A 24,435-nucleotide genomic window follows, 5' to 3' on the forward strand; every position below is an offset into this window, starting at 1 on the left:
GGCGGCGGCAATGACCAAGACCGTGAAGCGCATCGATGGGGTTGTGATCGGAATTTTCCTTGGCTTGGACGGGGAGGCGCCGCTTGTCGTGTTCCCTGGCAATGCCAAGGAGACCGCGGTTCGGGCCCGCAGTCTGACTGAGATGAGTTCGGATATGATTGGCGCGGAGGTGGCGCTGCTGTTCGAGGGCGGCGACCCTGGCCGACCGCTGATCGTCGGGCGCATCGTCGAGCCCGTACGCAAGGCACAGACACCGCAGGTCGTCCGCGACGGCGAGCAGGTCAAGATCGTGGCCGGGGAGCGCCTCGAACTGCGCTGCGGCAAGGCCACCATCATCATGGAGAAGGATGGGCATATCACCATTCGCGGCAGCTATGTCACCAGCCATGCCAGCGCTGCCAACCGCATCCGTGGCGGCTCCATAAACCTAAACTGATGCCGAAGATCGTCCTACGCGAGATCGTGCGGCAGCATGCGGAAATGGCGGCATTTCTGTGGACCGTCTACGACCATCACCTGCTTCATCCGGATGAGAACCCCGACATGGACGAGGAGCGTCTTGCGCGGCTGGTCGAGCGGCTGGATGCCCATCTCGACGGCCTGCGCATTGCCGGCGAGACGGGGCGGGAGATCGCCGAGGAAATACATGCCGAGTATCCGGAAGCCGGAGAACTGTTCGTCTTGCGGATGCTTCAGCAAGGCGCACCGCAGCGAATAGCTGAACTCGACCTGGAAAAGGTTCGGGCCTATCTCAGCGCCAACGGCGGCTGATACGCCTGAGCAAGGTCGCACGGCCTGGTTTCAGGTGAGCTTGAAACCGTTGTCGTATTCGAGCGACAGCGTCTTCCATTTCTTGCCGTCGAAGCGCCAGGCGCTGTCGGTGCCCGCGACATAAAGATAGTCGCCGTCGGTACGGATGTCCGACGCGGTGCCGGTTTCCACCTCCAGGGGCACGATGGCGCTGCCTTTCTCCACGCCTATTCCGCCCTCGTCGCCCCAGTAGGCCTTGCCGTTGTAGGTGCGCACGGCGAGGTGGGTGGTGGCATCTGCCGGTTCGAGCTCGACCGCTTCCTCGTTGACGATGCGCAGGCACGTTCCGTCTTCGCCGGCGACCCGTATGGTGCCGTCCGCGGCAACGTCGATGCCGTAGAGCGATTCCTGGCGATGAAGCTCAAGTGCCTGCCACGTCGAGCCCGCGAGCTTGTGCACCGATCCTGATTTTCCGCAAACCCATATGCCGTGTTTCGCATCGCCGTGAATGTCCAGATATTCAGCCTGGGTGATCGGCGTGATCGGACGCCAATCGTCCCCAACCAGCCTTACGGCGCCGCCGGAAGAGCCGACCATCATGGCGCCGCCCGGATCCGCGGCCCAGACCTGGCGAAAACTCTCGGTGCCGACCTGATCGCGGGTCCATTGCTTTCCGCCATAGCGCCAGATCCAGATGGTTGCCTCGAGCGCAAACAGTTCGCCCGAGGGCGACGCCGACAGCGACGTCAGCCATTCGGACGTGAACAGGACGCCCTTCGCCGTCTTCGGATTGAAGTCGTCGACCACAAAGATGACCGACACCGTTGTGTCGTAGTCGGAATCCGCGAGCAGAAACAGAATGGCCACCTTGCCATTCCCCATCGGCGCGACCTGAAGGCATTCGATCGAGGTGTCCTCATCTTCGACGAAGTCTTCCAGCTCTTCCTTGTCCATCTTCAGCTTACCGATCATGGCTAACGCCTCCCTGGCGGTTGGCTAGGCGGAGATCATCCGGTTCAAGTGCAGTCCTTCTTCGACGTGGCGACGTCGGACGCCCTGACGACGACTTTCTTCGGATCTTTTCCGAGGCTCACGGCCTCCTTTTTCAATCGCTTCTTGGCAACCTGGGCGAGGCGACCCTGGTCGATTGCCTTCGGGCAGGTGTCGACACAGCGCTTCGTGTCCTTCACCTCCTGCGCATCCTTGCCCATGCTCTTTTTCTGATAGTCCTGGTTCGCCTTCCTGAGGCACTCCGCGGCAGCATCCTTCACTTCGTCAGGAATTTTTGGGTCATCCATGTTGTCGACCGTTGCCCTGGCGCATTTCTCGTTGAAATCACCGAGCTTTCCCTCCTGGTTGAGCTTGATCCACTTGGCCGCTTCCTGGGTCTTGAGGTTGTGAGGCGTCTTCGACCCCTTGCCGATGACTGTGCCGGTGGCGCCAGCTTTCTTTGCCTTGGCAGCTTCGCCCGGAACCCATTTCGCCTTCATGCAGATGCAGGGGGCCTTGCTTTCGTCATAGGCCTGACAGCAGTCCAGGGTCAGGTCGCGCACGCCCTTGGCGGTGAAAAAGCGCACTTCCGTGGTATGCTCCTTCTCGTATCCTTCCGGGCATTTCAGCTGGTTGTACGGCTTGATCTCCAGCATGCTGCACTTGAATGTTGCCGGCTTTGCCTTGGAGATGTTCGGCATCGGCGGTCCGCCGGCGGTCGGCGACGCGTGGTCATTGGAGCCGATATCGGAGAAGCGGCTGATGGGTTCGCCGTCCATCTTGACGTTGCCTGACCAGGCGTGCGCGTATTCCTTGCCCGTGTTCACCGAGGTGATGATGTTCTTCTTCGGCGCACATCCGGCCTCGTTGCCCGAACATTTCGTGTAGTAGGACTTGTTCTTCTGGGTGATCGTCTTGCCACCGATCTTGACCGTGCTGGTGCCGCTGTCGGTGTCGTCATCCATACTGAAGGTAGGATAGGGGATCGGCACGCCGGGCGGCGTCACGGGCGTCTGCGGCGGCGTGAAGCAGACATAGGGGAAAGCGGCAATGATCTTGTTGGCCTGCGCCTTGCAGGCGATCTCCAGACCGTTGGCATAAACGGTCATGCCGCTCTCCTCGATGCAAACACCGCAGCTCCACACGCGCCGTCATCCGACGACGCCTCGATGAGCACCGGATTGCCCGCCGCGTAGCCTTTAGTCGCCGCGGTCCAGGCCATTCCCACCATCACCGGAACCGCCGCGGCACCGATGTTGCCGAGCGATTCCGCAGGCGACCACAGATCCTGGAATTCGTGCCGGCCACGCAGCAGCCGGATCGAGGCAAGTGCGGTCTGCTTGAACCAGTATTGCTCACCGATAAGGTCGGAGATGCGGTAGCCCAGCCGGTTCATCTCGATGCCGGTTTCGCCAAACGCCGCTTCATAGGCCGCCGTCATGCCATCGGCCCGCAAGGGCAAATCGTCATGGTTGTAGATCGAAGCTGTTTCGCGTGAGAGGCCGAGGCCGAACAGCTGAAAGTTTCCGCCATTCGGGCGGGTGCACAACACCGCCGCCGCTGCCTCGCCGGGAATGAAGCCGTTCGAGTTGTCGGCGGTCAGCAGACGGCGTCCCTTGAGATAATGGGAAATCGTCGGCGCGGTCAGATAGCTGTCGACGCCAGCGATCATCACATAGGGCACTTCGCCTGATGCCAGGAGCCTGCGGGCATGATCGAATGCGACATGTCCGGCCGGGCGCCCATGCGCCACGGTGCGGGAGCGGCTATGGGGGGCGACCTTGACGATTTCGCCGATCCGCCTGAGGAGGCCGGAGTTGTCTCGCACCGGCCTGCCTGGGCGGTTCTCCTCGGGAAGGCAGAGGATAAGTGCCGTCTGGCCACGCGCTTCAGGCGCGCGCTCGAACGCCTCGGTGATGGCGCCAGCTGCCAGATGCGCCATGCGCTTCTCGCCGATCCAGTTGCGCGGCAGTGGTACCGGCGCGCCGGTGAGCCATCCCTCCGGCGAGCCGAGGAAGCGCGTTTCCTGGAAGCCGTCCAGACGCGCGCGCATGGCCGCGCAAGCAGAAGGCGCATCAAGCCCGACGGCCGTGGCCATGCCGATCGAAATGACTGCGACGCCTGCGCTCATGCCTCTTCTTCCTCCGGCGCGACCCCGTCAGCACGGACGAACGTGCGGCCGGCTGCCCGTGCCCGCAACATGGATTCGGTGGGAGGGCCGACCCAGCATTCGGTAAAGTCCAGGATCGTGCGCTCGATCCGCTGCGCAACCCGCCAGACCAGTTGGTAGCGGCGGTTTTCCGGATCAAACAGAATAGTGTCGGGGTGCAGCACGCCCTCGAAGCTCTTGGCGCCATCCTTGAACAGGGTCATCTCAAGGCCTGTCGGTGGCAGTCTGAAGCTTACCCGACCGTCGGGCGTCAGGTTCACCAGTTGCACCTCTTCGCCGCCCCTTGGATGGTCGATCTGCTGGTCGGGCGGAGCCATCTGCAAATAGCGCTCGTCGAAGTCGGACGGCAGGAACGGGAAGATGTTTTTCGTCCAGTTATCGTCGTATGTGCCGCCATGTTCGATGCGACCGGGCCAGCCGCGGCCCATGGGCCCGAAGCTCATCGGTGAGTAGTCGCCGAAGGGTGAGCGGACTTCCTCGCCGACCTTCTGTGTGTTTGGCAGCCGCAGGCCCGGAATGAGGTGCTGGTTCCTGGTGCGCGACCAGCCGGTGCCGACCGGATTGGCGGCGTAGACGCCCGGCATCTTGTCCTCGGGGTCAAGCTTGTCGACCCCGCCCCAGGCAACATCATAGCTGATCGGCAGCTTCAGAAAGGGCTGAGGCGCGGTCGCGGTGAAGACCGGGCCGATGGCGCGCCATTCGCGATGGCCGACCACCTCGAACAGTTTTGACCAGTTGCCGACCTTGATGCCCACTGGCACACGTTCCGCCGGCCGGCCGCCGGGCGCATAAGCACAGCCATTGGCAATCACGTCGCAGCGCGGTTTGCGGAAGGCAAAATCGGTTTCCCAAAGCGTGGCGGAATAGCCCGGGACGCCCGTTTGCGTGTCGGCAAAGACCAGCGGCGCCTGCTCGGCCGATTTGCGCACCAGTCCGCCAGGGGCGTCGGGAAGGTCGAACGTGCCCTTGACCACGACGACGATATATTCGTGGGCCGCCTTGTCCATGGCCACGGTGAATTGATGGACATAGCCGGTCTGGTTCCAGATCTGCATCAGCTGGTCTCCCAGCTCGCGGTAAGAAGCCGGTCCAGAGCGGCTTGCGGGGCTGCCGGATCGACATCCACCGGCACCCACGGGCCGGCCCACAAGACCATGCCGAGCACCGGCTCTCCAGTCATGTCGACGATTGGAAACGGCAGCTCGGCAAGGCTGGCGGCGAATTCGTCGGCGCCGACATAGCCATAGCGCGCCGCGTCGGCCGCCATCTCGATGTCGTCGAACCATTTCGCTGCCATTTCAGCCACGCCGGATTTGGCGGCGGCGAGGGGGGCTGCGACGGTCAGCGGAAAACGGCGGCCGGCGCGATCGTTGCTCGTCACGACGATGCCGGCCATCGGGCCATTGGCATCAGGGCCGAGCAGAAAACGCAGTGCGACGTCCTCCGGCCAGGCGCCCGAGCTTTGCAATGGCGCCAGATAGCTCGCCACCCAACGGTCCCATGCGCGCACGAAGTCGCCCGGAAGCCCCCGGCCGACAAAATCTCCGGTCGCAGGGATCTTGCCGTAGAAGCCGGTGGCTAGATGTTCTGCGGGCACGTGAACCTCTTGAACATCTGGAGGTTGTAGGGGTTCTCCACGCTTGCCGCCTTGAGCTCGAAGTCGGCGTAGAAACTCTTGGCGCCAAGGCGCAGATTGTAGACGTCGGACAGCGATGTCGCGGTGAAGCGCCCTTTGGTGAGTAGCCTGAGCCAGGCCCAACTCCCGGTTTCATTGACGATGACTTCAGGCGAGCCGTCGATGGGCTGGAAGGCCAGCGAGATGGTGCCTGTGCCGTCCTTGCCCGGCCAGGTCATCGGCTGCGGGCGGGTGGCGTTGTTGTAGTAGACCAGGCTTTGGCCATCGAGATTGAGCGTGACCCGCGTGACGGTCGGCGACAAATCCTTGGGCTCGAGCGTAAAGCTCATCAGGGGCCCCGTGCCTCCAGGAAACAGGTCGTCGCGGATGCGGCGGGCCTGCTCGAAGGCGGCAAGCGCCGAGGAATCCAGCCCCATGTCGGCACGCCACGTCCATGGTTGCTTGGCGGTGTCGACATAGCTGATCAGGTGGTCGTTGGTGAACGCGTCGATCAGTCCACCGGGGCCGAACAGGCGGGCGAAATCGCGGACGTTGACGTCAACGGCACTCTCCGGGCTGAACGGGTAGCGGTTGGTCAGCGCGGCCTGGCAAAATGGCAGGATGTCGGCGCGCCAGATGGCATTGAGCTCGGAGGTGACGGCCTTTTCGGTCAGGCCGCTGGTGTCGCCGGCGATGCCGCCGAGCCAGTCGTCGATCGGATCGGGCAGGATCTGCGCCTGGCGGGCGACGGCCCCGGTCAGTTCGGCAAGGCCGCCTTGCTTCTTGATGGCATCCTGGGGATCGGGGTTGGCGGTGACGGTCTGCAGCACATTCGACAATGCCGTGAGGGCAACGACTGCCGCGTCGAGCATCGGCGGCTGGCCGTCGACTTCGGCGACCGCACTTTTCAGCGGCTTGAAGTGCTCGGCGACGAGCGTGCCCGTCATGTCGACCTCCGCCGCCGAACCGGCGCGCGGCAACAGCTTGGCGCCTGCCTTGGCCAGTTTGCCAACCTTGCCGAGCTTGCCCAATAGCTTGGAGGCACCTTTCGAGGCGGCCTTGTTGTCGCCCGCCGGCTCCTCGTCGGAGCGGATGAGATCGGTCTCATGGACGACGGCGGTGACGAGGCGCTTCAGCGCTGAATCAGCGCTCGACAGGTCCTTCAGATTCTCGCTGGCAACGTTGAGATCGGTCAGTGGCGCGAGACGGATGTCGCGCAGCAGGCTGTCCCACTGGGCAATGAAATCCTCGTAGTAGAGTTTGAGAATGTCCTCGGACAGCGCCGACACCGAGGTCTCGGAATTCTCTTCGCAGCCGCCGGCGAAGACGGCGCGGTCGAGTGCCGCCTGGGCGGCGACATCCTCCAGCCGGTCGAGAATGACGTCGTGGAAGCCGGCATAGGTGAATGCGCCGGGCAGGCCGACACGCATCGTCTTGTCGGAGCGGCGGGCAAACACCTTGGAGCCGTTGGGGCCGGCAAAATTCGCCGGGATCCATTCTTTCAATTCGGAGACGGCGGGATCGGCCAGCAACTGCTTGTAGGCGCGTGCCGGCAGCGAAATGGTGCAGACGCTTTTCAAGGCCTCGGCGACAAGCGCCGGATCGGGTGCGACATAACTCGCGTCGATCGTCATGCGGCGAATGGCGGCAAGCTGGTGCTCTTCGGCGTTGGGCGTCGGGAAGGGCGCGACGGGCGCGAATTCAGGCAGGTCGTTGACCCACCAGCTCTGGGCGAAATCCGCGTCCATCTGGGAAAGGCCGGTCATCATGCGGTAGGTCTTGAGCGCCCCGAGCATGAATTCCGGATCGCGGACCTGGCGCCACATGGTCGTTTCAAGCAGGGCGACCATGCGTGGTTCGAGGATGTTGCGCAGGGCGTGGTTGTAGCTGTCGGCCTGGGCCCGCAGCAGCTCCGGCGAGGCTGTCGGACCAACCAGGTCGCGAATGCCGCTGGGTGGTGGCGTTCGCGCATTGGTGACCTCGTCCATCGCAGCCAGTGCCACATCGATGTCGGGCGCGTCGACAGGGGCTGGAGCCGCTGCGAATGGTGCAAGCGGCGCCTGCAGCGCCTCCAGCTGGCCGGCCTGGGCGGCGATGGCATTGCGGTTGTCGTAGTAGGACAGACCGAACAGCGCTCCGGCGAGCAGCACCGCAGCGCCGGAGGCTGCAGCAGCGCCGCGCCAGATCCAGGTCCGGCGGCGTTGTGCCAGGGGGTCGAACATGCCGAGCCCGGCTTCCCTGAAGATCACTTCGGTGAGCAGGTTCTTGAGGAAGAAGCTGCGCTTTTCGACGCGCGGCGACGACATGGCACGACGCGGCGGCAACCCGAACGAGGAGGACAGCGCGGCGGTGAGCCGGTCGATGGGCGCGCCTTCCTGCGTGGCCGATGTCAGGTAGACGCCGCGCAGCCAGGCGCTGTCTTCATAGCGGCTTTCGCCGAAGATCTGTTCGACGAGCAGACGGATGGGTTCGGACAGGCTTTCGACCTGGGCCGGGAACCTGAAGATTTCGGCGCGTGCGGCGAGGCTGTCTTCGTCCTCGAGGCGAGGGACGAGGCGCCGCTCGAGCTCGGTCGCCAGCAGCGAGATCTCGCTTGCGACCATCTTGCCGTCGACACGTGCGTCCGGCGCGAATGTCGTACCCCAGACCTGCTCGCGGGCTGAAGTCGACAGTCCGCCGAAGAAGGGCTCGAAGCCCTTGATCAGGTCGGCCTTGGTCAGCATCAGATAGACCGGGAGCCGGATTTCGAGGCGTTCGTTCAGTTCGGCAAGGCGGCGGCGGATCTTGCGGCCATGTGCCTTGATGGCTTCGTCACCCTCCGAGAACGCATCGATCGACTGCGCGACGATGACGCCGTTCAAGGCGCGCCGGCCGCGATGTTTCTTCAAAAGGTCGAGGAAACCGAGCCATTCGGCGGCGTCGACATCGGGTTGGCTTTCCTGCTGCACGTAGCGGCCGGCGGTGTCGATCAGCACCGCGTGTTCGGCAAAGAACCAGTCACAGTTGCGGGTGCCGCCAACGCCCTGGATGTCGTCGGTGAGGTCGATCGGGAAATTCAGCCCGGACTGGCGCAAGGCCGTGGTCTTGCCGGTGGCCGGTGGTCCGACGATGACGTACCATGGCATGTCGCGCAGCAGCTTGCGGCCACCGAGCTTGCGCCGTTTCATCTCGTCCATCAGCCCCTGGAACTTCGCACCGACGGCGGCAACGCTCTGCTCGCCCGCCGTCAGCGGCTTTTCGACCGGGGCCGCGGCGATCTCGGCGACGAACATGCGATTGGCGCGGATGGCGCGGCGCTGCGCCAGGATCAGCCAGATCAACCACAGGATGACAAGGCCAGCGATCAACGCCATACGCACCGTTTCGGACGCGAACGGCGTGCTCTGGCCGACCGCGACGATGGGGCCGAAAATCCAGATGATCAGCGAAAGCAATGTCAGGCCGATCAGCGTCCAGAGCCACCGCGATGTCAGTACCGACCAGAGGAAGCGCAGGATGAACATCTGTCACAGCCTCTTTTCAACCAGCACTTCGACCCGGCGATTGAGCGCGCGGCCCTCGCGCGTGCCGTCGTCGGCAACGGGATCGGTGGCAGCACGTCCTTCGGAACGGACCCGCTCCCGCGGCACGCCGTTCCGGACCAGCATGTCGGCGATTGTTGCAGCGCGGGCCTCCGAAAGGCGCTGGTTGGTGGAAAGCGGGTTGGTTCGTTGCAGCGGGATGCCGTCGGTATGTCCGACTATTGTGACGTTGCCGATCAGTTCCTGGTTCTCGACGATCACCTTGGCGATCGCCTCGATGAGGGGCTGGAAGCCATCGGTTAGTTCGGCGCGTGAAGACTGGAACAGCTCCGGATTTGAAGCCTGGATGACGAGACGGGCAAGCGAGACGCTTTCAGCGCCCTTGAGTGCCGGGCGAAGGCCCTCGGGCGTGGCCGCGGCGAATTCCGGCAGCAGCGCGAAGTCGACCGTTTCGACCGGCGGTGCTTCCGCCTTGGGCGTGGTTCGCAGCACCTCGGCGCGGTCGGCCGGCGGAAGCGCACGGACGAGTGCCGAGAGCTGGACGGCCTGGTTGCTTAACCCCAGCGAGAAGGCGATATAGATCGCCGTGGCGAGCACCGCAGCGATGACCCCCATAACCCAGATCGGCACGGTAAAGCGCGGCGCCTCGTCAGCGGCGACCACGCCGCGCCAGTTGGGCGACAGCGGCGCGTCCTCGGCATCGGCGTCACGCAGGAAGCGGGCCGCGGCGACACGCACGGCATTGAGCGACCTGTCGCCCGAACGGCCCGGCACCCGGTACTTGCCGCGGAAGCCCAGCGCCATGCAGTGATACTGCAGTTCCAGCATTTCCTTGTCGCGGTTGGGGTGACGTTCGAGCTCCTCCAGGCGCGAGAAGAACTGGGCACCGGCATCGACGTCGCCGCGCAACATGACAACCAATGGTTGCCGCGGCCAGGCGCTCGAGCCGCCCCACGGCGTGTTCAGCGCGAGATCGTCGAGCAAGGCTGCCACCGCCCATGCGGCCTGATCCGCTCGCTCGACCGACGATCCGGCGGCAACGGCGGCATCGCGCCCGCGCACCAGTTCTTCCTGCAGGCGGGTGCGAAGGTGCTCCGGGTTCTCGGGCGGCAGTGCGTTTTCGAGTTCGGGCGCGAATTCCAGCAGGGCCGAAAACGCATTGACCAGTGTGTTTGGATGGGCGCGCGAGCGCTTCAGCGGCGCGGACGAAAACGGCATCGGCATGCGCGGCTGCGGCGTGCCGACCATGCGTATCCGGGTACGCTCACGATCCTCCGACAAGCCGAAAGGATCGTCTTGGCTCATCGCGTCACCTGTTCACCGAATAGCAATCGACCTGCGGCTCGCTCGGCAGCACGCCGGAAACGCCAATGACGAATCCGGGTGCATCGAGGAGGGAGGCCCAGTGCTCGCTTCTTTGATCCAGTTCAAGGCAAAGGCGGTCGCCGTCATAGGGGATCTCGCGCGGCTGCGAATGCAACGGCTTGAGCGGAATGCCCGGCAGGCGTGACTTCCACAGGCCTTCGAATTCGCTTGCCGCGCCCACGGTCGCCTGGTTGACGAAGATCTTGCGCAACGCGTCCTCCGACAGTTCGGAGCCGACGCGGATGACGATGCGGCTGGCGACAAGCAGCTTCGGGTTGTCGATGCGCACCTTCCACACATTGGTCGAGTGGCGCATGACGGGCAATGCCCGCGATTTCGGCTCGACATAACGCAGGCTGAGGATCAGCGAGCGCAACGTGTCGGCAAGCGCCGAATAGGCCGGACCCGGCGCCATGTGGTCATAGACAGGCAGTTCGGCAAGTCGGCGCGAATTCGAGCCGTAGGTCGCCATGGAGCCTGCAAGCCCGGCAAGCTCGAGATAGAGCTCGGCCGGATGGAAAATGTCCTGGGCCAGCATATGCGCCAGGCGCGGCCGTGCGGCATTGGCAAGGTTGAGCATCAACAGGTCCTCGACGCTGCGGCCGGGGCCGCCGAGCACCATCTTGGCATGCGCCTCGGCGATCTGGTCGAGACCGGTGATGACCTCCTGGAGAAGCTGGGCGTACCAATGGACGGCGCCGGTCGCGAGCGTCGGCGGCAGGAAGTCGGCATCCAACGAGACGCCACCATCGGCGCGGAGGCCGGTGATTTCGGTGATCGGCAGCGCCGTGTAGCCACCGACCGATTTTCCGGGCGCGAGCAGCAAGGCCTGAGGGCGGGCGATCTCGATCTCCTCGGGATCCGAACCGCCTTGCACCGCATCGCGGACGGTGACGATGCGGCCGCGGTAGCGCGCGCCGCTGGTCTCGGCATGCGCCGGATCGAAGCCGACGCCGCCAGGCGGCTCCAACGGTACCGCGATCAGCACCGGGCCTCCGCCCATGTCGGCGGTGATGGCGAGCGGCTTTGGCGCGTCCATGGTGTCGGGAATTGCGAAAGGCGTGCCGTCGGGAAAGATGCCACGCGCAGAGAGGACGGCGACCTGTCCGGCTTCCAGCAGGGCAGGGTCGAGGGTGAGGGTGCGAAAGCCGTAGGTGTGCAGTTGCCCGGCCTGCAGCGCGCCGCGCACCGTCGCCTCGATGAAGCGGTCCTGTTGCTGGAAGTGCTGGGTCCGAAGGAACAACCCTTCGGACCAGAGCACCCTGTTTGCGTCGGTCATGCGGCAACTCTCTGCATCGACAACCCCTGATATGGCCCGGTCAGGCCGAAATGCCTCCGCTGCCGAGTCTCACGGTGATGGTCACCGTCGAACCCGGCGAAACCGACTTCGTCGTCCGCCAGGTGCGACCTGTGGGTTCGCGAACAAGGGCGACGAAGCCGAGCGCGGTTGCCTCCGGTTCGACGGTGATCGTCTTCGATGCCGCCGCACCGGGTCCGACCGAAAGCTGGTCCGAGCCGATGAGATCGCCGGCAAGTGCCGAACCCGCGTCACCCTGCAGCGCGAAATAGTCGGCCGAGTTGAACTTGCCCGTGCTTTTCAATCGCATGACCAGAACCGTCACCGGCCTGTCGCCGCCGTCAGGTCCGGGATTCATGCCGGCTTGACCGCTCACATTGACGGTAACGGTGGACGGTTTCGGTGGCCCGCTCTGGCAGGCGGACACCAGTCCTGTAGCGCCGAGAGCGATAATGAAGTCGCGCCGGTCGATCATGCGTCACTCCTCTTCATATGCGTTGCGGAAGTCGGCCCCTATTTCGCCCATGAAGCGCGTCTCGGCGCTCACGGCGATCTCGCGATGGCGTTTCTTGTAGAGATCCCAAAGCTTGGCGCTGCGGCCGCCGGCGAGCAGTTTCTCGATCGACGAGCTCGACTTCAGCTCCTCCTCGAGCGCGACGGGATCGAAGCGGTCGATCATGTGGCGCAGCGCGCCCTGCAGCCCGCGCCAGGCGCGAACATGATGATGGGCGAGGTCGCGGATCGCATCCGCTATGGCCGGCTCGCCGGCGAGAAAACCCGGGCTGCGTTCGGCCAGGATGGTTGCCAGCGCATCGTCGACGGTGGGCAGGAACTTGAGCGGGTTGACCTCGGACGAGCCGACGATGGTCTGCTCGATGCGGGCGTTGCCCTTTTCCTCGGCGCGCTTGCGCAGGAGTTGCATCAGGCCTTCGAGCATCAGGCGATATTCGCGGCCGAACTTCTCCATTTCGACAAGCGGATCGCGATTGGAGGCGACGCTTTCATCAAGGCCCAGTCCGCGCAGGAAGGCGGACCTGAGTGCACTGTCGGAGGGAGCGGTCGTGGGGGCCGGCGAGCTTGCCGCTGCCTTCTCCCGCGCGCGCAGGGACATCGGTGGTGGAGGCGGTGCATCTGGCAAGCGAACCGGCAGATCCCAGGGTGCCGGCGAGGCCGGTCTTGCCGAGGCGGAGGCAGGGGCGGGATCGCCTGGCTTTGCCTCGGCGACAGGTGGAGGCAATGCCACGGGCGGCAGGTCGAAACCGTCATCGAATGACGGCGACTGCGTCACGACCGGCTCCGACCTTTGCTTGGGCGGCGGCGTTTCGCTCGAAGCGACGCCAAAAGGATCGGCGAAGGCCGCCGTACCGTTCTGGACGTCGTCGGCATGGCCGTTTGCAACAGGTGTCGCCACCGGATCGAGGCTGAACGGATCGTCGAAGGCAGGCGAATTCCGCTCGGAGCCGCCGGCACGCTCATAGGCACGGAACGCACCGGGTTCGGGATGCTCGAACGGATTGGGGAGATCTGCGGGGCGGGGACGCTGAGGCTCTTCGTCGGTCTTGAGCGAGAAGAAATCGTCGCCACCGAGACCAGCCGGTGCGCGAGACGGCGCAGGCGCCGGTTGCGCCACCGATGTCCTGGATGGTGCCGGCTTGAAGTGTTGTTGGTGACCTTCGGTCGGCTGCAGCTCGACCGAAACGACATAGTCACCGAGACGGAGCCGCATGCCATGGCGCAGCCGCGCCGAATTGCCCGGGCCAAGCGCGCTGCCGGCGTCGTCGATGAAGAGGCCGCTGCTCGACGTGTCGATGACGATATAGCCGTCCTGCCCTGATGTGATCTTGCAGTGGGCGCGCGAGACGAACATGTCTGGGTCGTCGATCTGCCAGTCCGCATCGGGACTGCGACCGATCACCAGTTCACCCTGATCCAGCCGGGTCTGGCGCACTGCCTGTGCGCGCGGTCCCTGCTCGAGCGTGAGGAGCAAGCTCATGCCCCGACTCCCGCCATTTCGGGCCGCCAGCCGACGATCGTCCGCAGGCGCATATCCTCAGCATCGTCCCTTTCCGCAGGGGGCGCAAGCCACGCAGTTCGGCCGAGCTGCGCAGCCCCGATGCGGGCCGGCGGCACCTCGTCGCGGGCCAGCACGATCCTGAGATCGACGTCGAGCAATTCACCGAGGAGGTCGCTTATGGCGCGCTTCAGAACAGCCAGCCGCCGGCTGCCGGGAAGGAAGGATGAATAGGTATTCAAATCGAGCGGGCCGAGGCGCAGCTCGACACGGTTTTGCCGGCTGAAGCTGCGCGGACCGATGGTCGCACTTCTGCCCAGCGAAGCGCTGGCCATGCCGAGTCTCGTCTGCAGCGCGGCTGGAATCTCCAACCAGGACGCTACGAACTCCTTCAGCTGGACCCTCACATTGAACACTTCAGCGATAAACAGGGTCAGCCGCTCGGGTCCGTCGACCTGTCCGGCAAGGGCCGCTGCCTGGCGGAGTTTGACCGAATCGACGTCCGGATCCTCGGCATTGTTGGTTTCGGGTAGTCCGGTGCCCGCCATAGCCTCCAGCATCGTGCGGACACGCCCGCCGACGGCACGCTCGACCTGCACGCCTGGATGCGCATCCGCCCAGGCGCGATAGAACAGAGCGATCATGCGGTGCTGCAGGATGTTGACGAACTCGACGAAGGTCGTGTCGCTTGTCTGGTGCGCGTCGGCACCGGCAAACCAGCGCTGCGACATGCGATCGAGCACCCACCTTGTCACATGCAGCGGCAGCGGGCCTTCCGGGCCAAGCACCCCCAGATTGGCGACTGTGACACGCGCGGCACCCTTGTCTGTGGCCGCCTCGAACTTGACGACGTCCTGAGTCGCAAATCCGAGGCGCACATGCTGGCCGAGACGCGCCGGCTCGCGGTCAGGACGACCGGAATGGCCGAACAGACGGCCGCCCCGGTTCTCAAGCTGGCGCAACAGCTCGAAAAAGTCGTAGCCCTCTGTCAGCGTGTCTGGCGCCGCCGCTAGATCAGGAAGCGGTTGCCGGGCGTCATCGGCCATGGCACATCCTCCTGCTTCTGGAGCAGCCGCGTGCGGGTACGCACGAAGCCATTGATACCTGCGTGGCGGGCAAACAGGCGCGCCAGAAGAGCGGAAAGCAGCAGCGAGCTTTGCCCCGAAAGGACCGACTGGTCGATGTGGAGCAGGATCTCGGTGCCACGGCCGAAGCACATTGGCCCGGGTATGGCCAGGCGCTCGATCACCGGCTGGGAATCGATGCGGACGATCGAGCGGACGTGACGGGCAAGTCCGGGATCGCCGCGATCGGCATAGAGGTCGAGCAGCGCGTGCAGCGGATCGACGCCACGCCCCTCCTTGGCCAGGCTGAGGAAGTTGAGCGCCAGTTGCGCCACCAGCCGCCAGGCGAGTTCATCGGCACGAGATTCCGCATCGGCTCCGGCAGGCAGCGCCGCCGGAATAGATGGCTGCGGCGCACGCAATGCCCCGAGCAGCCGTACCGCTTCGACGGGATCGCCGCTCTCCAGCGTCAGTGTCGGGTTGTCATCGAGGATCGGCAGGTCACGGTTGGTGCAGAGCGCCGTGACCTCGATGCGCTTGAGCGGCCGCCCGGCGGGAATGCCTGCCGGGCGCGAGATCGCCAGAAAGACATCGTCACCGGTGTAGGAGGTGCGCGTCATGCCCTCGCGACGCTCGTCTTCGGTGGCGCGGCGCGGGCGGCGTTCGATCGAATAGACCCAGCCACTACCCCTGTTTTGCCCCAGGCTGAAAAGTGCCGGTATCTCGGCATCGGGTCCCTGGGCCTCGGCGTCCTCGACATGGGTGACGCGGAAAATCTCGAAATCCCGGGGCCGGGTGCGATCGGCATAAAGCACTTGCCGCGTCTTGCGCGCATCGAGTTCGATGACGTTGCATTCGCGCTCGAACAGATTGATCACGGGCGTCGCAAACAGTTCGAAATCGGCGGGAGCAAGGTCGGCGAGCTCAGGCACGGACCGGCGCAGCAAGAAGAAGATTTCGAGCCCGGCCTCGGTACCGCGCACCACCGGCAGCAGGCCTTGGACACGCGCATAGTGGAAGCGCTCCGGCATCATGAAGTACTCGCGCAACAGCCGGTAACCTTCAAATGTCGGGCGCGTGCGCGGCATCAAGGCCTCGCTGTCGCTGATGCCGATCATCTCCGGTTGGGGCAGGACCGTGAGCTTTCCTGACTTGCCGTTTTGACGGGCGCCGATTGCAGTGCAGACGCCGAAGATCGTATCGAATAGCAGCGCAGCTTTGGTGCGCCCGGCAAAATGCAGGTCGAGCCGGTCGAGCCCCAGCTCGTTGAGCTTGCCTTTGCCTGACCTGGCAATGGAAACGCGCAGCGCCGCTTCGCACACGACACCGCTGATCGGCGAGATCCCGGCTGCGGCGAGCGCGCTGCGATCCTGGTAGTAGCCGACCGATGCAATCTCGATCGGCCACAAGGTGACATCCTGCGCCGTCGTGAAGGTGGAACGGGTGGAAAGGCTCGGCTGCAGGTTGGCGACCAGTCGGGTGCCGCGTTTGACGACATGGCCGGCATTCATCGTCTGGATCTGCTGGCCTGGTTTCAGCACGGCCATGGTGACGGCAGGCGCCTGCGTCAGCAAATCGGGATAGAGGACTTCAAGGACGCTGCGCGCAAACCTCGAGCGTTCGGCATCGACCTTGAGCCGGGTGCGTGCGGCAAGGAAGGCGACACCGTCGAGCAGGCGCTCGACATAAGGGTCGGGGCAGGGCACGGTATCGAGCGAGAGGTTGCGCGCGACCGCCGGATGCATGTCGGCGAACTCAGCTGCAAGCGTGCGGATGTGGGTCAGCTCCTCCTCGTAATACTCCAGGAAGATCCGATCCATTCTATGCCTCGCCGTATTCGGTCCGCGCCAAGCCGTTGTCGAGGTTGATCGTGGTCCTGAGCCGCAGCCGTTCCGGCGTCGGCGTCATGATCAGGACCCCGTCGATTTCGATCTTGATGCCCATGCTCTTGTCGTTGAGGGTGACCGTGACCTTGGTCGCGCTCTCCTTGAGACGCGGCTCGAAATTGGCCAGGACCGTCTTGATTTCGCGGGCGAGCGCATCCTTGTCGAAGTCGCGCGACGACCGGCCGGAGAATGAAGGCACGCCGTAATTGACCACGCTGCGCCGCACCTCCGGGAAGTCGTCGAGCTTCAGGCGGTTCTCGGCCGCCTGCTCGTCCTCGACGTCGGACAGCAGCGGGACGGCATCGAAGCGTTCGGTGTTGAACAGTGCCTCGATGTCACGGCGCACCGCCTCGCGCAGGACACGCGCCGACACGACGATGCCCCGGTTTTCGAGCTCGACCCGGTTACGGTTCAGGAAGACGAGCCTGTGCAGGCGCTGCTTGTGGTCGGGCGTGAGATCGAGATCGGAATCGATCGCGCGCGCACTGCCGCTGGCGAACGCTTCGACACGCTCGCTGCCAAGTTCATTGTCCAGTGCCCGGTGCAAGGCTTCGATTTCCGAGCTTAGTCCTGGCAGGTCGTTCACCAGCCGGTCCCATAGCGAAGGCTGCGACGCCTCTCGCCTTGCTTGCTGAACTCCACTGGCCTTCATCATGCAACACCAGGGCGTCTATGCGGCGCGTCACAAGCCGGTTGCAACGCTCATCTCTTGCGTATGGTCGGTGTCGTAGACCAGCTCGATCGTCTTGTAGGCGAACTGCACGAAGTCCTCGAGCGTGTCGCTGTTGGTCGTGCTGGCGCCGAAGCCATAGGATACGACTGACGCCTCCTTCATGGTGACGACGAAATAATCGCTCGTCTCGCCATCGATCGTGCGGCGGCAGGAGATCACCACTTCGTCGAACTGCTTGTTCTCGTGACATGCCTTGGCCAGATATGGCGACGACATGTCGACGTCCTTGGAGCAACTCACCGTGCCGAGTGCGACACGGCCTTTGCGCGAAAGCGAATTGGGATCGAATGGCGCAACCATGTTGAAGGCGACGTTGAATATCTCGATCTCCTCGTCGTGGCCGTCGCGCGTGCTCGGCCCCTTGATATCGGGAACCTTCAGGAAGCCGTCGATCTTCGTGGATTTTCTGAGATCGTCATCCGATGCCATTGTCTCTCTCCGTTACTGAACAGTTCAGGACTTGACCGAAGGCAGCTCCGACACGAGCCGAAGCGACGCGTTTATTCCTTCCAGTTGATAGTGCGGGCGCAGATAGAAGCGGGCGTTGTAGTAGCCGGGACGGCCCTCGACGCTGTCGACCTGGACCTCGGCGGCTGCCAGCGGGCGCTTGGCGCGGGCCTTGTCGTCGGCAAAGGCCGGATTGGCCAGCACATAGCGGTTGATCCACTCGGTCAGCCATATCTGCATATCGGCACGTTCCTTGAAGGAGCCGACCTTGTCGCGCGCGATCGCCTTGAGATAGTGGGCAAAGCGCGAGACAGGGAACAAATAGGGCAGGTTGGCGCTGAGCCGTTCGTTGGACTGCGCGTCGGGATCGACAAGCCGGCCGGCCCGGGTTTCATCGTCCTGCAGCGAATGGGCGCCGATGAAGGCGGCGAGATCGGTGTTCTTGCGATGCAGGATCGGCATCAGCCCGAGCTTGGCAAGTTCCGCCTCGCGCCGATCGTCGATGGCCACTTCGGTCGGGCATTTCATTGCCACCGAGCCGTCGTCTGTGGGGAAGCTGTGCACCGGCAGGTTGATCACCGTGCCGCCATTCTCGACGCCGCGGATCTGGGTGCCCCAGCCGAACAGCTTGTGGCTGCGGTTGATGTTCACGCCCATCGGGAAGGCGGCATTCATCCAGACATATTTGTGGTGGTCGCCCTGGACCTCCTCCTCGAAGGCGAAGCCCTTTACCGGTACGGTGTCGGCTCCATAAGGCAGCCGGGCCAGGACGCGCGGCATGGCAAGGCCGATATATCGGGCGTCCTCGCTCTCACGCAGCGACTGCCATGAGGCGTAGGCCGGATTGGAGACGATCTGCTGCAGGTCCTGCGGATTGGGCAGTTCCTGCCAGCTGTCCATGCGGAACAGGCGCGGCGAGGCGGCAGCAATGAACGGCGTATGCGCAGAGGCGCAGACGCCGGAGATGTTGCGCAGAAGCCCGACGTCACGCGGGTGGTTGGAGAATTCGTAGGCGCCGATCAGGCAGCCGAAGGGCTCGCCGCCGAACATCGAATATTCGTCGGTATAGACCTTTTTGAAGACCGGGCTCTGGTCCCACATCTGGCCTTCATAGTCCTCCAGCGTGTCGGCCAGCTGTTCCTTGGAGATGTTCATCACCCGGATCTTCAGCTTCTGGTCGGTCTCGGTGTTGTTGACGAGATACCAGAGACCGCGCCAGGTGCCTTCCATCTCGCGCACTTCCGGTGCGTGCAGGATTTCGTTGAGCTGGACGGTCAGCATCTTGTCGATGCCGGCGATCAGCGACTTGATCGACTTGATCGCATTCGACGAGATGGTGGTCGTCTCGGAGCGCGACTGTGCGGCGAGCGCGAGATTGCGGACAAGCTGCTGCAGCTTCTCGCTATCGTCTTTCCTGACCTTGAAGTCCTTCTCCAGCAGATCGCTGAATTCACCGAGGTCGATGGCCTCTGCCTCGGCGACCGTCGGGCTCTTTTGCTGCTCGGCCATGGCTCTATTCCTCGACCTTGTCGCTGTCGGAGAGCGCCTGGCTGGCGATCTGGCCGAGCAGCGGCTCGTTGTTCAGCAGTTGGGCGATGCGCTTTTCCGCATCGGCGCGGCCGTCCATGAAGCCCAGCAGCTCTTCCAGCTGGCGGCGCATCTTGAGGATTTCGGCCAGTTGCGGGACCTGCTCGGCGATCTTGTCGGGGGCGAAGTCGCCCATCTTGGAGAAGGTCAGGTCGATCGCCAGCTCTTCCTCCTGCTCGGCACCCTCGGCCTGGGGCAGGGTATTTTTCACCCGCGCCTTTACCCGCGGTCCGAGCGCTTCCATGAAGCGCGGGAACCTGTTGGCGTCGGTCTCGACGAAGGTGCGATCGAGCACCGTCTTCTGCGCTTCCTTGGTCTGCGATGATCCGGCGAGATCGGCCATCACGCCCATCACGAAAGGCAGTTCTATCGTCGTCGGGCTGCCGTAGGTCTCGACGTCATAGGCGATCTGGACGCGCGGGGCGCGGTTACGCTCGATGACCTTTGCTTTGCTTTCGGCTGGCATGCTTGGCTACCTTTCATCCTTCTGAGGCGTCTTCTTGTCAGTTACGCCGGCGAGGAGCCGGAACTCCTTGAGCCCCGAGGGGGCGAGATCTTCCATCAGCTCGACGAAATCCATATGCACCATGCGGCGCACGCGCCGGGCGAGGTGCGGGATCGGGCTCGATGGCTCGGTGCGGTCGTAGAAGGCAACGACGAGGTCGAGGCATTTGACGACATCGTCGCGCGACGTAAGGCGTTCAGGGAGGGCCATGGTCGGTCCCGCATGGTTGGCCACGGGTTCTGGCGCGTGGCCGTTGGGCTGTGCCGTCGCAGGTACCGCCTGGGTGAGCTCGGGTTTCGCCGCGCCACTGGGCGCCGGACGCGCCGATGCGCCACGCTCAAGCGTGGTCAGCATCCTGTCGAGGAACTTCTTGAGGTCTGGAACGGCCGGCCCGGTGCTTTCCAGACGCTTGTTGAGCGCGCTGTCGAGGGCAGCGAGGGCTGCGCCCGCGGCCCGTGCATCGGCAACCAGTTGCTCGAGGGCCGCGCCGGCTTGATCGGCTTGTGCCGCGCAGGCGCTGCGCAGCCTAGTCAAAAGCTGCTCATGGGCGGTGGAAAGTGCTGCCCGCTCTGTATTGTTCAGGCCCTGCGCCGCCTCCTGCAGCATGACGCGGTCGTCGAGCGCGCCCTGTTCGAGTTCGCGGCCGGTAACCGGTCCGAAGCCGCGCGGCGTGAAGAACACCGTCTTCCTGAGATCGTGGAGCAGTCCGGGCGCCTGACCGTTCTGCAGGTCGAGGACGGCATTGATGCGGCGGAGTGCTGCATCGCGCGGGGGCGCATTGGCCCGCAGGGCGGGGTGCATCGTTTCCCAATGGCTCTCGAAGGTGCGGGCGATCAGCATCAGGCCTTCGGCAAGGCCGGCGAGCCCGCGGGAATTGGCCAAGGCGCGGGTGACCAGCGTCAGCAGGCGCAGGTCGCGCCCCTGGTTGCGCAGTTCGTCGGCTTTTTCGAGGACGGCATCCCAGTCGACGGGAATACTGACTTCCGCCGAAGGCCGGTTGCGGTCATCGTGGACGACATCGGATTGCGGAATGGCGAGACGTTCGAGCTCGTGAAAGCGCGGATCGTTGCGCAAATCTTCCCCCGACGGGTTTTCACCGTTCAAAGGGTTGAGCCAAAGAGCAAGATCAACCACGCACCCCCCCACGCCATACTCAGGTCGGAAGTAGCCGGTATTCCACTCGATTTCAGTTTTAGCACAGTTCAGGCGCGGCTCAAAGTTGGACGCGTCTAGCCCTTAAGCGTTAGTCACCAACGCTGCGCGAATTGTTATTGTCGTCAGTGGCCGGCACACGGATGCCGTCCGCACCCGTCCATGGCCGCACTTTGTAAAGTCGCCGTTTGTGTGTCAGATTGGAGGGGATCGCAGTCCGGCCATTGGAGAAATTCCATGGAACAGAAGGGCATGCAGCCGCGCAGGTCGTCTCAGGGCTTCAAGCGCAAAGAACTGGTCGGCAAGCTCAATCCCACCTGCTTGCGCGCCTTCAAGGCGGCGGCCGATGCGGCGAAGCTGCGCGGTAACCCTTACGTCGAACTCGTTCATTTCATTGAACAACTTGTGCTCTCCGATCGCTCGGACGTGCAGATGATCCTGGCCGACGCCGGCGTTGATGCTGCCCGCGTCGCCGGCGACATGACACGCGCCGTCGACAAGCTGCCTTACGGCGCGACGTCGATCGAGGAGTTCTCCGACCATATCTTCCATGCCATCCAGGAGGCCTGGAACCTGGCGACGCTGGAATTCGGCAGCGAAGAAGTGCGAAGCGCGCATGTGATCCTTGCCTGTCTCAAGGTGCCTGTGCTGGAAGGGCTGGTGTCGAAGATCAGCACCGAGTTCGACAAGATCGACGCCGACGGCGTGATCTCGCGCTTTGCCGATGTGATCGACGGCTCACTGGAAGGATCCGCGGCAAGTGCAGCGACGCCCTCCGACGAGGCGCCGCGGCGCCTGCCGCCCGGCGGGGAGTCGGCGCTGGCCAAATATGCCACGGACCTTACGCAGCGGGCACGTGACGGCAAGATCGACGCCGTCGTCGGCCGCGACCCGGAAATCCGCCAGATCGTCGACATCCTGATGCGGCGGCGGCAGAACAACCCGATCCTGACCGGCGAGGCCGGCGTCGGCAAGACGGCGGTGGTCGAGGGTTTTGCGCTGCGCATCGCCGAAGGCGACGTGCCGCCGATGCTGCAAGGGGTCAGCCTGCGCATGCTCGACGTCGGGCTGATGCAGGCCGGCGCCAGCGTCAAGGGCGAATTCGAGAAGCGGCTGAAGGCCGTCATCGACGAAGTTCAATCTTCGGAGACACCGGTCATCCTGTTCATCGACGAGGCCCATACGCTGATCGGTGCCGGAGGTGCTGCCGGCACGGGTGATGCCGCCAACCTGCTGAAGCCGGCGCTGGCGCGCGGCGAGCTGCGTACCATCGCCGCCACCACCTGGGCCGAATACAAGCAGCATATCGAGAAGGATCCGGCGCTGACCCGGCGTTTCCAGGTGGTCAAGATCGAGGAGCCCGACGAGGCCGCCGCCATCCTGATGCTGCGTGGCGTTGCCGGCGTGCTCGAAAAGCACCATGAGGTGCAGATCCTCGACGAGGCCATCGAAACAGCCGTCAAGCTGTCGCATCGCTACATTCCGGCGCGCCAGTTGCCCGACAAGGCCGTCAGCCTGCTGGACACGGCTTGTGCCCGCGTCGCCATCTCGCAGCATTCCAGGCCAGGCGAAGTCGAAGATCTGATGCGCCGCCGCCAGGCGCTCGAGATCGAGCGAGGCATCATCGGTCGCGAGGCAGCGATCGGCATCGAGGTGGACGATCGCAAGGCGCGCGTCGAGGCCGGGCTGGTCGAGACCGACGCGGCACTGGCAGCGGCACAGGAGCGCTGGGACAAGGAGAAGGCGGCCGTCGCCGAAATCCTCGAGCTGCGCGCCAGGCTGCGCGGGCAGGGCGTGCCCCTCGATCCCGTTGTTGCGGATGCGCAGGCGACGGAAGAAGCAGCCGAGGAACCGATCGCTGCCAATGACGATGCTGCTGTCGATCAAGATGTCGCTGCTGGCAGCATACCCCAGGTTGAGCAGGCTGGAACCGCCGAACAAATGGAAGCTGTCTCCGATCCCGGGGCCGACCTTGTACGGCTCAAGGAGCTGATGGCGGTGCTGGCCGAGGCGCAGGGCGAAACGCCGTTGATCCTGCTCTCCGTCGACCGCAATGCGGTGGCGGCAGTGGTGCAGGACTGGACCGGCATCCCCACGGGACGGATGCTGACCAGCCAGACCGAAAAGGCGCTGCGGCTGGCGCAGACTTTATCCGAGCGCGTCGTCGGCCAGGACCATGCGATGGAGATGATCGCAAGGCGCGTCCAGACCAGCCGCGCCGGGCTTGGGGCACCGGAAAAGCCGGTCGGGGTGTTCCTGCTCTGTGGCCCCTCAGGTGTCGGCAAGACCGAGACGGCGCTTGCCCTGGCCGAGACGCTGTACGGCGGCGAGCAGAACCTGATCTCCATCAACATGTCGGAGTTCCAGGAAGCGCATACGGTGTCGACGCTGAAGGGGGCACCTCCTGGATATGTCGGCTATGGCAAGGGCGGTATCCTCACCGAGGCTGTGCGCCGCAGGCCTTATTCGGTGATCCTGCTCGACGAGGTCGAGAAGGCGCATCCCGACGTGCATGAGATTTTCTTCCAGGTCTTCGACAAGGGCATGATGGACGACAGCGAGGGCCGGCGGATCGACTTCAAGAACACGCTGATCCTGCTCACTTCCAATGTCGGCTCCGAGGTCATCATGACCAAGACCAAGGGCGGCGAGCTGCGCGAGAATGTCGAGAACCTCGACGCGGCCTTGCGCGCGCCCTTGCTCAAGGTGTTCCCGGCGGCCTTCATCGGCCGCGTCGTGACGATCCCCTATTATCCGCTGTCGGGCGAGATGATCGAGGCGATCACCCGCCACCAGTTCGGCAAGATTGCCCGCCGGCTGCAGGTCAGCCACGGCGCGGAACTGGTGATCGGCGATGGCGTGATGGAAATGATCAAGGCGCGCTGCACCGAGATCGAGTCCGGTGGCCGCATGATCGATGCGATCCTGACCAACACGCTGTTGCCGGAACTGAGCCGAGGCGTGCTCAACCGTTCGCTGGATGGGGAAAAGCTGACGCGCGTGACAGTCGGCGCGTCAGATGAGGGGTTCAGCTACGAGTTTGGGTAGTCGCAGGCAACGCGAAGTGCGCTACCATGGGCTTCCGCCATCGCCACCACCACTGTCGCTCTTCTCGCTACGTTCACTGCTTGGAGTGGCCGGAACGATCGGCTTCTTGACGACCCGTGGCTGAACCGGGGCCGCGACCGCCACCTTCCTCACCGGAGCCGCTTTCTTGACCTGCACTGGCTGCACGGGTTGAGCCGCTGCCTGTTCCTCGACTTTCATCATGGAACCGCAGCCGCCGAGCGGCAGAAGTACAGTTGCCATAAGAAGACTGATGGTATGCGATCGCATGTAACG

The 24,435-nt window shown here is 64.2% G+C and carries 21 protein-coding genes; 3 read left to right on the forward strand and 18 right to left on the reverse strand.

Annotated elements, in window-relative coordinates; translation table 11 throughout:
• Positions 1 to 10: 10 nt before the first annotated feature.
• Positions 11 to 436, forward strand: a complete 426-nt coding sequence (locus tag DY201_RS15830) for a DUF6484 domain-containing protein (protein ID WP_115732025.1) — start codon at positions 11 to 13, stop codon at positions 434 to 436.
• On the forward strand, positions 436 to 771 hold the full coding sequence (locus DY201_RS15835; protein WP_115732026.1) for a hypothetical protein: 336 nt from the start codon (positions 436 to 438) through the stop codon (positions 769 to 771). The genes DY201_RS15830 and DY201_RS15835 overlap by 1 nt, the downstream gene beginning before the upstream one ends.
• A gap of 30 nt (positions 772 to 801) precedes the next feature.
• Here DY201_RS15835 and DY201_RS15840 read toward each other — a convergent pair whose 3' ends face one another.
• From DY201_RS15840 to tssA, 17 genes are read right to left on the reverse strand one after another with little or no spacing between them, the layout of a single operon-like run.
• Entirely contained in the window at positions 802 to 1,722 is a 921-nt protein-coding gene (locus tag DY201_RS15840) for a beta propeller repeat protein (protein ID WP_115732027.1), read from the reverse strand.
• A 44-nt stretch (positions 1,723 to 1,766) separates the two neighbouring features.
• Complete coding sequence (locus DY201_RS29510; protein ID WP_245432016.1) at positions 1,767 to 2,849, reverse strand: PAAR-like domain-containing protein; 1,083 nt, start codon at positions 2,847 to 2,849, stop codon at positions 1,767 to 1,769.
• Positions 2,846 to 3,871, reverse strand: a complete 1,026-nt coding sequence (locus DY201_RS15850; protein WP_115732028.1) for a 3-oxoacyl-ACP synthase — start codon at positions 3,869 to 3,871, stop codon at positions 2,846 to 2,848. The genes DY201_RS29510 and DY201_RS15850 overlap by 4 nt, the downstream gene beginning before the upstream one ends.
• Positions 3,868 to 4,965 carry a DUF2169 family type VI secretion system accessory protein gene (locus tag DY201_RS15855; protein WP_115732029.1) on the reverse strand — a complete coding sequence of 366 codons (1,098 nt, stop codon included), beginning with the start codon at positions 4,963 to 4,965 and terminating at the stop codon, positions 3,868 to 3,870. The genes DY201_RS15850 and DY201_RS15855 overlap by 4 nt, the downstream gene beginning before the upstream one ends.
• A complete protein-coding gene (tagF, locus tag DY201_RS15860; protein ID WP_115732030.1) occupies positions 4,965 to 5,507 on the reverse strand; it encodes a type VI secretion system-associated protein TagF in 543 nt (180 codons plus the stop codon). Before tagF ends, DY201_RS15855 begins: the two co-directional genes overlap by 1 nt.
• Positions 5,489 to 9,028, reverse strand: coding sequence for a type VI secretion system membrane subunit TssM (tssM, locus tag DY201_RS15865; protein ID WP_115732031.1), 3,540 nt, complete (start codon positions 9,026 to 9,028; stop codon positions 5,489 to 5,491). Before tssM ends, tagF begins: the two co-directional genes overlap by 19 nt.
• 3 nt (positions 9,029 to 9,031) lie before the next feature.
• Positions 9,032 to 10,351, reverse strand: a complete 1,320-nt coding sequence (icmH, locus tag DY201_RS15870; RefSeq protein ID WP_115732032.1) for a type IVB secretion system protein IcmH/DotU — start codon at positions 10,349 to 10,351, stop codon at positions 9,032 to 9,034.
• Positions 10,352 to 10,355: 4 nt separating this feature from the next.
• Positions 10,356 to 11,690, reverse strand: coding sequence for a type VI secretion system baseplate subunit TssK (tssK, locus tag DY201_RS15875; protein ID WP_115732033.1), 1,335 nt, complete (start codon positions 11,688 to 11,690; stop codon positions 10,356 to 10,358).
• A gap of 40 nt (positions 11,691 to 11,730) precedes the next feature.
• A complete protein-coding gene (tssJ, locus tag DY201_RS15880; RefSeq protein ID WP_115732034.1) occupies positions 11,731 to 12,183 on the reverse strand; it encodes a type VI secretion system lipoprotein TssJ in 453 nt (150 codons plus the stop codon).
• Between the two features lie 3 nt (positions 12,184 to 12,186).
• Positions 12,187 to 13,701, reverse strand: a complete 1,515-nt coding sequence (gene tagH, locus DY201_RS15885; protein WP_115732035.1) for a type VI secretion system-associated FHA domain protein TagH — start codon at positions 13,699 to 13,701, stop codon at positions 12,187 to 12,189.
• A complete protein-coding gene (gene tssG, locus DY201_RS15890) occupies positions 13,698 to 14,765 on the reverse strand; it encodes a type VI secretion system baseplate subunit TssG (RefSeq protein WP_115732036.1) in 1,068 nt (355 codons plus the stop codon). Before tssG ends, tagH begins: the two co-directional genes overlap by 4 nt.
• The gene (gene tssF, locus DY201_RS15895) at positions 14,729 to 16,603 is read right to left on the reverse strand and encodes a type VI secretion system baseplate subunit TssF (RefSeq protein WP_115732037.1); all 1,875 of its coding nucleotides are present in this window, start codon (positions 16,601 to 16,603) and stop codon (positions 14,729 to 14,731) included. Before tssF ends, tssG begins: the two co-directional genes overlap by 37 nt.
• A 1-nt stretch (position 16,604) precedes the next feature.
• Positions 16,605 to 17,324: a type VI secretion system baseplate subunit TssE gene (gene tssE, locus DY201_RS15900; RefSeq protein ID WP_115732038.1), complete on the reverse strand. Its 720-nt coding sequence runs from the start codon at positions 17,322 to 17,324 to the stop codon at positions 16,605 to 16,607.
• 27 nt (positions 17,325 to 17,351) lie between these two features.
• Positions 17,352 to 17,831, reverse strand: a complete 480-nt coding sequence (locus DY201_RS15905) for an Hcp family type VI secretion system effector (RefSeq protein ID WP_055976595.1) — start codon at positions 17,829 to 17,831, stop codon at positions 17,352 to 17,354.
• Between the two features lie 24 nt (positions 17,832 to 17,855).
• Positions 17,856 to 19,358 (reverse strand): type VI secretion system contractile sheath large subunit, encoded by a 1,503-nt coding sequence (gene tssC / locus DY201_RS15910; protein WP_115732039.1) that lies wholly within the window; start codon positions 19,356 to 19,358, stop codon positions 17,856 to 17,858.
• Positions 19,359 to 19,362: 4 nt separating this feature from the next.
• A complete protein-coding gene (tssB, locus tag DY201_RS15915) occupies positions 19,363 to 19,902 on the reverse strand; it encodes a type VI secretion system contractile sheath small subunit (protein ID WP_115732040.1) in 540 nt (179 codons plus the stop codon).
• A gap of 6 nt (positions 19,903 to 19,908) precedes the next feature.
• Entirely contained in the window at positions 19,909 to 21,075 is a 1,167-nt protein-coding gene (gene tssA / locus DY201_RS15920) for a type VI secretion system protein TssA (protein WP_115732041.1), read from the reverse strand.
• Positions 21,076 to 21,345: 270 nt separating this feature from the next.
• On the opposite strand from tssA, the gene tssH reads away from it, so the two are divergent.
• Positions 21,346 to 24,141, forward strand: a complete 2,796-nt coding sequence (gene tssH / locus DY201_RS15925) for a type VI secretion system ATPase TssH (protein ID WP_115733825.1) — start codon at positions 21,346 to 21,348, stop codon at positions 24,139 to 24,141.
• A 21-nt stretch (positions 24,142 to 24,162) separates the two neighbouring features.
• Here tssH and DY201_RS15930 read toward each other — a convergent pair whose 3' ends face one another.
• Positions 24,163 to 24,429, reverse strand: a complete 267-nt coding sequence (locus DY201_RS15930; RefSeq protein ID WP_115732042.1) for a hypothetical protein — start codon at positions 24,427 to 24,429, stop codon at positions 24,163 to 24,165.
• Positions 24,430 to 24,435: the final 6 nt, after the last annotated feature.

The sequence above is a fragment of the Aminobacter aminovorans genome (assembly GCF_900445235.1).
GTDB classification, from domain to species: Bacteria; Pseudomonadota; Alphaproteobacteria; order Rhizobiales; family Rhizobiaceae; genus Aminobacter; species Aminobacter aminovorans.